The 11,413-nt window shown below is 55.8% G+C and carries 10 protein-coding genes; 2 read left to right on the top strand and 8 right to left on the bottom strand.

Translation table 11 applies throughout. The annotated features are described in order from the left end of the window. Window positions 1-190 precede the first annotated feature (190 nt). The 6 genes from EDD52_RS22785 to EDD52_RS22760 all read right to left on the bottom strand — a co-directional run bounded on the left by EDD52_RS22785 (window position 191) and on the right by EDD52_RS22760 (window position 7,683). Entirely contained in the window at window positions 191-424 is a 234-nt protein-coding gene (locus EDD52_RS22785; RefSeq protein ID WP_132248915.1) for a hypothetical protein, read from the bottom strand. Between the two features lie 2 nt (window positions 425-426). Beyond that, entirely contained in the window at window positions 427-1,551 is a 1,125-nt protein-coding gene (locus tag EDD52_RS22780; RefSeq protein WP_132248914.1) for a hypothetical protein, read from the bottom strand. Continuing rightward, window positions 1,548-2,912 (bottom strand): esterase/lipase family protein, encoded by a 1,365-nt coding sequence (locus tag EDD52_RS22775; protein WP_132248913.1) that lies wholly within the window; start codon window positions 2,910-2,912, stop codon window positions 1,548-1,550. Before EDD52_RS22775 ends, EDD52_RS22780 begins: the two co-directional genes overlap by 4 nt. Before the next feature lie 176 nt (window positions 2,913-3,088). After that, entirely contained in the window at window positions 3,089-4,201 is a 1,113-nt protein-coding gene (locus tag EDD52_RS22770; RefSeq protein ID WP_132248912.1) for a ComEC/Rec2 family competence protein, read from the bottom strand. 13 nt (window positions 4,202-4,214) lie between these two features. Next, window positions 4,215-6,290, bottom strand: coding sequence for a S8 family serine peptidase (locus tag EDD52_RS22765; protein ID WP_132248911.1), 2,076 nt, complete (start codon window positions 6,288-6,290; stop codon window positions 4,215-4,217). A 43-nt stretch (window positions 6,291-6,333) separates the two neighbouring features. Beyond that, complete coding sequence (locus EDD52_RS22760; RefSeq protein ID WP_132248910.1) at window positions 6,334-7,683, bottom strand: lamin tail domain-containing protein; 1,350 nt, start codon at window positions 7,681-7,683, stop codon at window positions 6,334-6,336. A gap of 672 nt (window positions 7,684-8,355) precedes the next feature. Here EDD52_RS22760 and EDD52_RS22755 point away from each other — a divergent pair. Next, window positions 8,356-9,321, top strand: coding sequence for a M48 family metalloprotease (locus tag EDD52_RS22755; RefSeq protein WP_132248909.1), 966 nt, complete (start codon window positions 8,356-8,358; stop codon window positions 9,319-9,321). Window positions 9,322-9,377: 56 nt separating this feature from the next. Here EDD52_RS22755 and EDD52_RS22750 read toward each other — a convergent pair whose 3' ends face one another. Continuing rightward, entirely contained in the window at window positions 9,378-9,998 is a 621-nt protein-coding gene (locus tag EDD52_RS22750; protein WP_132248908.1) for a hypothetical protein, read from the bottom strand. Window positions 9,999-10,042: 44 nt separating this feature from the next. Between EDD52_RS22750 and EDD52_RS22745 the strand changes: the two genes are divergently transcribed. Then, a complete protein-coding gene (locus EDD52_RS22745) occupies window positions 10,043-10,936 on the top strand; it encodes a hypothetical protein (RefSeq protein ID WP_132248907.1) in 894 nt (297 codons plus the stop codon). Between the two features lie 92 nt (window positions 10,937-11,028). Here EDD52_RS22745 and EDD52_RS22740 read toward each other — a convergent pair. Next, window positions 11,029-11,413, bottom strand: a 385-nt coding sequence (locus tag EDD52_RS22740) for a transposase (RefSeq protein WP_132248906.1), incomplete at its 5' end; no start/stop codon positions are given.

Raw genomic sequence — 11,413 nt, 5'->3', positions numbered from 1 at the left:
CCTCGCCGCATACGACGTCGTTATCCACGTCAGTAACGACGTCGTATAAGATCTACTAAGCGAATGCGGCAGGTGGTCCAAATCGGGCGGTTACTGTCGTGTCATGGAACTGCACAACGTTTGCGGATATCTTCGGCTGTTCCGGTCGCTTGCTTGCCCCCTGCCCACCACCGTCAACCAGGCACACGCCTCAATACAGCTGTCCGGGTGTCACCGGACGAACCTCGACCGCAAAGCCCTCAAACTCGGTGACGTTCCGATACTTCTCAATCAGAGACGGCCTTAAGCTGAGGATGATGCGATCCCCCTCTTCGCTCGGCTCTCGGAACACTGTACCGTCATGCGGACCAAGGTCGAGGCTCTCCCACAGGCGGCGTCTGACAGACGCACGCGCGATGGAAGACTTTTCACCTTGATCGGCCATCATCAAACCCCGTGACCGGAGACAATCGTGACATCGAAGGCGTCAAGGATCGGCTGGATCGGTAGGATCATGGCCGAGTTGTCCCGCGTGCCCGCAATCACAAGACCCACCGCTTTGCGCGCCTTGCCACCAACCGGCCTGGTCACGACCAACGCACCGGAATCGCCCGGAGACGCAAACGGCGCGCCGCCGGAGTTGGCCGCCCAGAGGCTGTCGATAAAGACCGCTGCTTCGAATTTCTTGGTCATGCCCAGATCCGGAAAACAGGTGACCTTGAACTCTATTTCGATGGGATGAAGGAAACGTGTCACCATCGTTCCCTGGGTCATCCCCGAACTGCGACCGACCTTCTCGACCTCCAGAAGCCCTTCGTCCTCGTCATCGTCCAGATCATGCACCGCCGTCGGTGTGTCATAGTGACCGCCTTGAGAAGACGAAACCGCGGTATCCTTGCTGATCCTGAACAAGGCGGCGTCCAGATTTGGGCGGACACCGATCGTCGCCGGATCTCCCGGCACCAGCGGTAAGGCATGCGCAAAATGGCCAATCACACGCGGGTCCGGCCAACTTGGCACAACATCCTGAACACCGGGTGCAACAATCGGCATCCCTTCGCGCAGATACCCGCATCCCGCCACGACGTGCCCGCAACTCAGGCCAAAGAGATCGCCATCGGCATTCCGAACAAGGGCTCCAAACGTCCCTGCGCCGCGGTCATTGCCCACGCTGATCGACGTCCCACAGGTGATGCGCCTTTTCACCAGAACCGGCGCTGTTGCGATCTGAAGCTGCGGCGCAGAGCCCGGACCTTGTGGGCCTATATCGAGCGACCGGAAGATGATCGGAATGTCTTCGCCAATCGCCTCGTGCATCAAGCGTTGATCCGCCTTCGCATAGGCACGGGTCGTATAGATGACGACGGCCTCCTTCTGACGGTTTTTCGCCACCGCCACGACAGTACGCTTCGACAGGGCGTCTTCGGTCTTATCGGCGAATGTGCGTGCACCACCAAGAAGGTCTCCATCGATTTCATCGGCGTCTGGCACACCTATCCGGCTGTCCATCAAGTGCTTCTCGGCCAAGGCGCGCCTTACGGCATGTGCCATCTCATCAAGGCGTGTCGTCAAGGGTTTTCTCCGCCTCCAGTCGCTTGAACGAGCAATCTGTCCGACCCCACCGTGCCATCCGGCAAGCGGGCCTGCAATTCATAGATACCGGGCTCCAACGCCTCGCGCAGCACAATGGTCAGGTCGGTTGCTCCCTGCACCATGCCGACACGACGCTCTATTGCGTCAAAGGCTTCATCTATCTCACCTCTCGGCGTCAGCGCCCGAATGCTCAGTTGCAGCTCCACATCCGCTTCGAGCGGTTGCGCAAGCGACACCAGCGCCTCGGTCCGGAACTGACCCCTCTGCCCCACCACGCCGAGGACAGGCACCGACAATTGCAAAGACTGCCCTACAGCCCCTGCCACCGGATCACCAGCGCTGTAGATTACCACATTACCAGAAACGCCCAGAAGTGCGCGCACCGTCTGCCTGAGCTTCCTGTTGTTGATGATGTCGCTGTGCTCTCCCGGCAGGATCATCGTCGGAAGATCGCCGCCTGCGGCGCTGGTCAGAGGCACCGTTTGGTCGCCACTGTTGTCGTCATCCACACGTTTCAATGCGCCGGCATCCGCCATGCGCGTCGCCGTCGTGAAGCCTGTGCCCGCAAACTGGAAAGCACCAATGTCGTCGGGCCAAGGCCGCGCCAGAATGTCATGCAGTTCCCGGTTTGCGTTCAACGATGCCTCCAGAAACCCGTTCTGCCGTCCAAAATCCCCATAAAGATCGAGCGTCCGGACTTGTTGTCCTTTGACCGTCCAAACAATCGGCTCTCCGGGTGGGGGCAAAAGCTGGTAGGGGGCGCGCAGTGACGGCTTACCTTTCAGCGCAGCAAAGGCCCGGCCCGGAATGCCAGTGACCTTCTCCATCCCAAGAAGCCGCACCAAGGCAACGACAGCGCCTCGAAACGGGGAAGCCATTGTAATAGTCTGATGCAGAGCAGGGCGCCATGGCCGTCCGGCATATTGCGGATCTTGCACAAGAATACGGGCCACGAGACCCCCCATCGAGTGTGCCACCAAATGAATGCGTGTCGCGCCATCCGCCACAAGCGCGTCCAATCGGTCGGCAATGTCCGGGGCCGTAACTTCCAACAGATCCAGACGCCAGTCATATGGCATCAACTCAAGCCGCTTGCTGGTCCCGTTGCGCGTGAACCCGGCGTCTTCCAGATCTCTCAGAAACCCACGATAGATGTTCTTGAGACAGACCTTCTCGACAACTGATGGAGCCTTCAGCGGCGTCTCGTCCAAGAGCGCATCTATCTTCCACTGCGCCAGTTCACCAATGGCTTCGGTCACATCCGGCGGCCAGACCTTGCGGTCATCTGCCGTACGTAACTCCGATCCCAGAATACCCGGTAGAAAAACAACAACTTCCATCTTCAATTCCCTTCATTCGAATTGCACTTTCAAGCGGTCCAAATAAAAACCGCACCCGCACAAGATCTGCGGACCATTGCGCGCTTCACCAAGGCACACCACCCAAGCGACCCGCTGTCGAACGACGACAGCCTCGCCTGTCACCGGTATTGGCGCGATGAGCTTGCCGACAAGTTTCAGAGCTCCACCCGGATCGCCAAGTCATTGAATCGTCGCGCATTGATCGTCACGCCGCTATCTTCCAACGCGCGAAGGGCGGCGTTGAACCTCGGTTGCTTATGGCTGTGCTCCATCTGAATGAAGCTGGAGAAGACAATGTTGAACCCACCGCCGGGCCGCGCGGCGTGGAGCCATTCGAGAGTCTCGGAGTCAGGATTGTCGTGCGTCCCATCACTGCAGAAGACATATGTGTCGGCTGTGACCTGCTCGAAGAAGTCCTGATCGACATTGCGGTCACTGCCATGGTGAGGGGCCTTCAAAACGTCGAAGTGCATTTGCACACCGGGGGTCTTGCCTGCATGCTCATTCAGGCCTTCGAGAATATCGTCGCCGCGCGCGTCACCCGTCACCAGAACGGTCCGACCCTCATGCGTCAGAATGGCGACAATCGACGACAGGTTTGCAATGCTTTTATCCGCCATGGCAGCGATCTCGGCGGGATCCAGGTTCGGGTTCCAGTGTTGCTGAAGCTCGGTCGCGCGCACCGCGCTTGGGCCGGTTACGAGAATATGCAGATCGCCCGGTAGCTCCGCTTCCTTGCCCGCAAGAACCAAGGTGCCGCCAAAAGGCCGGTTGCCGTCGAGACCAAGCTCGACAAGGTTGTCTCGCAGCCCTCTGCCCTGCCCCAGACCCGCCAGGATCATCTCTGCCCGGTGATCCTCGGCGTCTCGGAGCGCCTCGAACGGCATCGCCTGACCGCCTTCAAGGGCGGCCGTCACGCTGTCTTCGACACTGGAGAGATTTGGATTATCCGCGCCGCCGGTCAGATCTGAAAAGCTGTTAAACCAGAACCGTTCAATTTCGGCCGGGACCACATCCGCAGGGTCCGCACGAAGGATTTCGGATGTCAGTTGCAAAAGACCAAGAATGTGGTCCTGATCAATATGACTGACCATCGCCAGTTCCACGCTCACAGGCATGCCCAGATCTTCCAGATAGGGCCGCAGGAAGGTATGATACACACCGCCCGGTCCGCAATCGATCAGCATGCGTTTCGGGTCGGCCTCATCGCCCCAACTGATGACAAGACAGTCGCCATTCTTGGAGCCGAGCACATCGATATTGAACATCTTTTCCTCCGCCTCAGTGGTGTTGCAGCGCGCGCAGGACATCGACCATGCCGTGGCCCTGGAACGCCGGGTCGCGGTCCAGACTGGTCGCCGTTTTGATGATCAGGGATTTTACGTCGAAAGGGCGGCCCTGAAGCTCCGGAAAGCGCGCCATCAGCAGAGCAGCAGCACCGCTTGCATGAGGTGCTGCCATGCTGGTCCCGGAATCGCGGAGGATCCGTTTCTCCAACGATGGCGCCAGAATTTTCTCACCGGGCGCCACGACATCTGGCTTGGTCCGGCCATCTATGGTTGGCCCTCGACTGGAGAAATAGCTGATCCCGTGCGTGTGCGGCCGCTCTGAATGGACACTTCCGACGGTCAGAACATGCTCTGCATTGCCGGGGTCCATGATGGTGCTGGTGCCGTAAGCTTCCACCAAGCTTGTGTCCTCGCTTCTCAGGCGGCTGTAGCCGGTATTGCCCGCCGCAGCGACCACCAGCACGCCACTTGACACCAAAGCGTTGGCCTCGCGGCAGACCGGCGTCTGCCCGCATCCGTAGCTCCGCACGATATGGCGCAACTGGAGGCTGACGTTGACACCCTGAACCATCTGTCGGCGCTGCTGACGGTTCAACCAAGCCACGAATTGCAGCGCCGCCATGACGACAAACTCGTCGGACTGCCCGTTGATATCGCAGACGCGCAAATCCAACAGCTTCATGTCAGGACACATGCCTTGAAGGCTGCGATCGACACGTTCAGAGCCATCGCCAGGATCGGCCTCCCCCGGCAAAAGATCGCCAGCCAGAATGCCCGCCACATGCGTGCCGTGCCCATTCCTGGGCGGGATGTAGTCGGCGTCAGGCGGCACCCAAAGCAACGGCTCCAGCAACGGCCAGTCTAGATGCGCGCCTCGTGTGATCTGGCGTTTGATGCGTCCCGCAATCCCCGCCAGATCCATGCGCGAGGAATCTTCGGCCAGAAGGCCGGAAATAAACTCCATCGACGCTGACCGTCTGGGGCCGGTGCGGAGCCAAAGCCCCAGTAGATGGGTAAGGATCGCATCTGAAAGATCGATACCTGGATGGTCGGCTTTGATCGCTTGCGTCGTCCTGGAGTCGAATACCTTGTTCCACTCGTTGTTCAGGAACCGCTGAAGGCGCGTGAAATCATAGGTCGCCCTTATCCGAGAGGCGTTCGGTCCGGGTCTGACCTTCCCGCGATCTTGAAAAGCCGGATGACCTGCGTCGATCCCACTGTCGATGACGGCCCAGGTCAGACCGCTGCAAGAGATGTCAAAGACGTTCTCCGCAGCATCAACCTTGACCGTCCGCCGCGACATGCGTGTGGCAAGACTAGCCGAACGACTGATATCAACGCGCCATATCGGCGCCGACATCGCGCGTCCGAGTTCGCGCTGTCCGGCAATCAACTGGTTCAGCGTCTGACCATAGCGTTGAAGACCCTCGCGAAGGAATTCGCGCACCAGGCCGAATACCTCCCGCTCATCGTCTTCCGTCCTGTCAAATTCTGTCTCGGTGACATCCATCAGAGCCCCTGTGATCCGGATCAGATAGTCCCATCGGTCTTCACCTTGGTGCGCGGCGATATCGGCACTGCGAATGGCCAGCCACGCGACCAGAAAACGCCAAAGGATCAACGACTTTGACTGTATGACGATGGATCTGATCTGGGCCAGGCTCTCGCTCACGGCAATGCTCTGGACCTCGCCACGCCACGCCTCCACAAGTTCAGCGTCAAGCGCTCGAAACCAGACGGTTTGCGGCAGGATTAACGCGATCAGATCATCCATATTGGCCTGCGCGAGCGTCAATTCTCCGGCCGAAAAAACCTGTAACCTGAAGTCCGCCTCTCCCTGCACCAGCGGTCGAGCGCCCTGCAGCATGTCGGCGGCTTCATCGAGGCGCATCCGATTGTTCAGCTCAATCAGCAAACGCTGCTTGCGATCCGGATTGGCCGCGATTTCGCGCCAGACACCAACCCGGATCGGAGTGTCGGAAAAGAGCGCCTCAGACGTGGCGCCAAATGAAATTAGGACGTCTTCAAGGCCCTTCAGCGCACGGGCGCGTATAGGATTGTCCAGCATGTCCTATGCCTCCCCCAATCAGAAGTCTGAAACGCTTGCGGCATCATTCGTCGACAAAATGCAACACGACCCCTTCCCCGCTTGCCCCATAGCCAACACAGGCTTGCAGCGCGTCAGAGCCATCACGAAGCACGATCTGCCCGCCCTTGTTGCCCAGCTGAGGATGTGCGGCGGTTTCGCGGGAGACAACGATGCGTCGCGTCTTTTGCGGCTCGATCTGGCCTTGCAGAATCTGCGCCCTGTCGGACTTGTCCCTAAGCGTCCAACCGGTGATATCCACGATCACTGAACCTGTATTTTCGATCTCGACCCACTCCCGTCCGAAATCAGATCCCTCGGGGTTAACTAAAGATCGCCGAATACGGACAACGCCGCTGTTCTGATCGCCGGCATGCTCTCCGACCGGCACAACTACGTCCGCTTCGGTGCTTTCGATCGGCGCTATGAATTTGGGCCAGAACGACCTGATCCGATCGCCACCCATCTGGTCTTCTGTCGTGTTACGATAGAGGACCAAATGAAAACGCCCGTTCATCAGCATCACGGCCTTTTGGTCGTTCTTCAGTCCGGTTGCGGCACTCGAATAGCGTCCAGCAACACTTTCGTAGAAAGCAATCGTGCCCAGTGCCATCTGCAACTCCGGACTGGGGCCGATGAAGAAGCCACCCAGATCCTTATTAAGCTTGCCGACGGGCTGACCGCGAATATCAAGCTGGGTCCAGCTCATCGCGACCGTCGCGACATATGGAAAGCTCGCGCCGGCCTTGGACGTTCGATTGAAGTTGCCATCGTAGTTGAAACCACGGAAATCCACGCGACCGCTTTGCTCATCAAGATAGAACTTGATCCACGAATGATAGCCGCCGATGCCGTTGCCCTTCAGCTTCCCCTCACCCACCATCACATGCTCAAATCCTGACGCGTGCGAGATCGCGATGCTGTTGAAGTGATTGGTATAAAGCTCGAACCACATGCGCAGGATTTCGGACCGCAGCGCCTCGGCGCTGAGCTCGGAGACCAGTTCCGCACGAACGAACGCTTCGGCCCGACGCATGACGTCCGTCTCCAGCATGACATCCATAAATCGCGTGATTTCCTGATCCTCGATAGCGTTGTCGCCCAGATGATCCTCCGACAGTCGCGCGTTCACGACGTAATTGTTCAGCAGGTCGATAAAGGCGGTGTAGGTCAGGCGGGAGAGCTTGTCCGGGTTAACGAAATGAAAGAGCGGCTCTGGGGCCGCATCGCTCGCGCTAGTCGCCTCTAGCTGCTCGTCGACCAGTATATCAGCATCAGGATGAACCCAGTTGCCCTGCATGTCCCGACCGCTAACTGTGCAGCCACCATTTTTTAGATCAATATCCCAAAGCTCTTGGTAAATGTTCGAAGTCATAACGTGTCGCCATCAAAAAACCGCCTGCAATGATATCAGCTTACTTCAGAATTACCTTGAGTCATCTAAAATGGTACGGAGCCCAATCAAAAAATTGCAGTACAAGGCCAAGACACCAAAAAAGCGAGTTTTCTCCGTATTGGCGAGACACTCTGCGTTTTCCACTTTAGGCCATCAACCAAGGATGCAATTACGACTTCCAACCGGCGACGACCAATCGCTGAAATGCCCCACGCGACCTTGATCTCCACCTAACCAACAGATGCCGTGCGTTTGGCCCGTGACGCACCGCACTGTTAACGTGGAAGATGGTTTTCGCTGAACCCACCCATTTGCCCTTCGACCTATACTGGCCAATTCCGCCGTCGGCGGCCGCGCAGTTCCTAGGACTCTTGGGGAACCAAAAGCACTGGCTAGCGGCCCACTGATGTCGCTAGCGGGCCGGAAAAGATGCTACGGCTGCAGTCCACTTTGCAGTCGATTGTGTACTTGCATTTTCGGTCCGGAGTTCAAATGGTACTCTTCGCGTTAGGTTAGCCAGAAGTCGCATCTCACGTCTGGTTAGACAGGATTAATACGCTACAATTGTAAAGCTAGGCGCGAAGTTGGAATGAGAACACCACTTAAAGAAGAATGCTTCTAGCACAACATAGAACCCTTAAGGACTCGGTAATGCGCGTTCAACTGGCGATTTTCATAGCCACTATACTGCTTCTCGACCCGCAAAATGCTCAAGCATGCTCTCCACCGAACGGTAGTAAATTGTACCAACTCATCGCGGATGACATCGACGACATCTTTTACGCTCGACCAGAAAGGCTTCATAGCCGCGGCGCAATATCAGATGAGTTCCTAAGCAGAATAAGAGACGTTGAGCTCGAGGTATGTGATAATCGTTCTTACACGGCGTGGGTGAACCGTGATGGATCGCGAGTAACGATGGATGTAGGATTCATCGAAGTGATGTTCTTTGGATCTATGTCACTCATTTTTGGGCAGTTCATTAGCACGCAATCGACAGAAATCGGCGTGTTAGACCTATACGAAGTTTGGAACATACAGGCGATCCCTACCCTCAACGACAACCCAATCACGGTAGAACGTTTCCTTGAGGTCTCTCAGCAAGTCTTGGGCCAGCCGCTCGACCTTTCCGAATATCCGGAGCGACGAGATCTGAGCTTCGACATAGCAGGGCCGTTCGTTCATGCCCTTGGATTCATAATTGGCCATGAGCTATGCCATGTCGCGCTTGGGCACTTAGACGAATTGGCGTTGTCCGAGACACCCATTTCTGATGAGCGTCGCCGCTCGATGGAGGAAGAGGCAGACCGTTGCGCGATCGAAATCGTCAACCGAGACGAAGAAATTCTTGGTTCAATCCCTGGTGCAAATCTCATCGGCGCCGCAGCCGCGATGGGCATGCAAACAGCTCGAGAAGCCCATCAAGAACGCATCGGTCAATTACAAAGAGAGAACACTTTTCATTTGCGGCCTGGTGAACGCCTTGAGGTCTTAGCCAGTGTGATTTTCCAAGATCTGGACAGGCGTGGAATTAATTCACCTGTGACACGGTCGACCATTCTTGGCGTACTGGAATCATCCAATTCGATCGTTGAAGCCGTTAGCCTCGAATACTAGAGGAATAGACCATACAGACTGCAGTTCTGATGGATCAAAAAGGGCAATAGCCAACACTATTCAAAGGCTCTACAGTCCAATGGCTCATTAAAAGTGCTTTCAGTCAACTGATGGTCCAACAGCGCAAAGACGACAGCACACTCTTCGCTCCCTGCTAAAAAACCAGCTCGGTTATCATCGACTGCCATCCTGACAGGTATACTGCTTTCTGCACTTACAGTCGTGGCGCTTTCAGTCAGCAAGCTGAATATGTTTCCGTCGGCGACCAAGGAGGCACTGCCTATGTAACCATCAAGTGTCCCAGTGTTTGACACCAGCAGGGTTATCGTACGATCAACGCCCTGAAAGACCTCGGAATGCAAAATTGCGCTCTTTGGCCTAAAGGCATCTAATATTATCAGTATAGCAATCCCAAGAACAGAAAAGAGCGCGATGATCGAAGTCAGCGTCATGTTTCCTACGGCAAAAAAACGCCTCCAATCTTGATAAGAATCGCAATGTGAGCAAATCGTAGCTTCGGCGGGGATTTCGAGCTTGCACTCCGCACAACGCTTAACTTTGTAAGCAGTGGTCACAGGGGCTTTGGGTGCTTCTTCTTGCTCTACGTCTCGTGTATCGTCCGGCTGTGCATCAATGTCCGGTGTAGGCAGTTCGTCTGCTCGATGATCACTTGTCATACCGCGCGTCCTGTCAGAGGAGATCACTCAATGCGGAGACTAGCATGAATATGGTTGCACGAAAAAGAACCAGCCTACTGACTCTTGTGCTCGCGTTTCTATGCGGCAATGCTGCCATAGCCGACGAGGCTTGCCCTTCGGACCACACCATGCAGATTACGTTATACGCTTTCGTATCAGATCGAGCAGCTTCGCAAGTGATTTCGGTACGGCCACCTTTTTTGGCAATCTCTCTAGATTCTGACGAGGCAAATATCGCCTTTGTCAACGCGTCCGCAAGGCCAGTGCTTACAAGTGGACAGTTCTCAATTGATTATTGCGTTGATACTCCTTTCGTTGAAACCAGCGCTATTTTTGGGAACCAAGTGTTCCCCCTTGCTGTTGAATGGATGCCAGGACAATCACGAAGGTTGTATCTTGAAATAGACGAGATGAACTTTGCGGCGGCTACGGACTTTCAAGTTCGAAGAGCTGAGTCAGGCGAGATACTTTTATCGCTATCACTTTTGAATTCTCAGGTTGTCAGCTTTGGCTTTGTTCCAGAGGTATCTCTGTTTTTTCAATCCAATGTTGTATGCTCTTCCCCTGCGCCTTTTTCTCAGAGATATGTACTTGAATTCACGAACAAGCGGCAGATTGAGCTGCTTCAGGAGACTGACAACCTTTCGATTTTGACTCCGTTTCATGTTGGCACAGATCAAGGGAGCGTCGATGGGACGTTTTCGGGCGATGCGTGCGGCACTGGCACAGCTCAAATTGATTTTTCGTTGGATCGATTTACTGTAGCAGAAACCGCGTACATATCGCGCTACGAAATCATAATCGCTGATCGTCTAGCCGGGACGGTTGGTGGAGACAACTTCTCGTTTGTTGGAGCTTCTCTAGATTTTGATAGCGATTTGATATTTCCAGCCGTTGTCAACGATGAGCTTCGATAGACGCATGAGCATTTCCTTATTGTTTTTTTGGAATGTCCCAAAGTCCCTGTGTTGCTCCGGCTGCAAAAAACCGCGGCAGCTAGCAACTGTGTCTATCGGTTGGGCTGAAGCTGCCAAGGTGTGCCGGTTTTGATGATCGCGTTGGCGATTGTGAGCAGCCTTCGTGCGATTGCGATAATGACGAGTTTATGTGGTTTTCCGCGCTCTTTGAGACGTTTTGCGACCGGTTTGAGGACTGGATTATGACAAGCTGCGGCGCGCGCAGCCTGAAACAGCACATGTCGCAGCGATCGTCGTCCGCCAGCAATCGTTCTTCTGCCTCGCATTGCCCCGCTGTCATGTGGGACCGGCGCCAGGCCAGTCATGGCAGCGGCTTCGCCTGACGTCATCCGGCCGAGTTCAGGCAATTCGGCGATCAACATCGCCGCAGAGACGGGACCAATTCCCGGGATTGATCGCAGTAGGTTCGCCTTTGTG

Origin of the sequence: Primorskyibacter sedentarius, from assembly GCF_004342065.1 — a bacterium.
GTDB classification, from domain to species: domain Bacteria; phylum Pseudomonadota; class Alphaproteobacteria; order Rhodobacterales; family Rhodobacteraceae; genus Primorskyibacter; species Primorskyibacter sedentarius.
Note: the sequence above shows the minus strand (reverse complement) of the source record. Positions and strands in the feature narration are given on the sequence as shown.

Excerpts from the sequence above, each read along its gene's own strand:
- EDD52_RS22785 (WP_132248915.1), bottom strand. The coding sequence starts at position 424 with ATGGCCGATCAAGGTGAAAAGTCTTCCATCGCGCGTGCGTCTGTCAGA.
- EDD52_RS22775 (WP_132248913.1), bottom strand. The coding sequence starts at position 2,912 with ATGGAAGTTGTTGTTTTTCTACCGGGTATTCTGGGATCGGAGTTACGT.
- EDD52_RS22770 (WP_132248912.1), bottom strand. The coding sequence starts at position 4,201 with ATGTTCAATATCGATGTGCTCGGCTCCAAGAATGGCGACTGTCTTGTC.
- EDD52_RS22765 (WP_132248911.1), bottom strand. The coding sequence starts at position 6,290 with ATGCTGGACAATCCTATACGCGCCCGTGCGCTGAAGGGCCTTGAAGAC.
- EDD52_RS22760 (WP_132248910.1), bottom strand. The coding sequence starts at position 7,683 with ATGACTTCGAACATTTACCAAGAGCTTTGGGATATTGATCTAAAAAAT.
- EDD52_RS22755 (WP_132248909.1), top strand. The coding sequence starts at position 8,356 with ATGCGCGTTCAACTGGCGATTTTCATAGCCACTATACTGCTTCTCGAC.
- EDD52_RS22750 (WP_132248908.1), bottom strand. The coding sequence starts at position 9,998 with ATGACAAGTGATCATCGAGCAGACGAACTGCCTACACCGGACATTGAT.
- EDD52_RS22745 (WP_132248907.1), top strand. The coding sequence starts at position 10,043 with ATGAATATGGTTGCACGAAAAAGAACCAGCCTACTGACTCTTGTGCTC.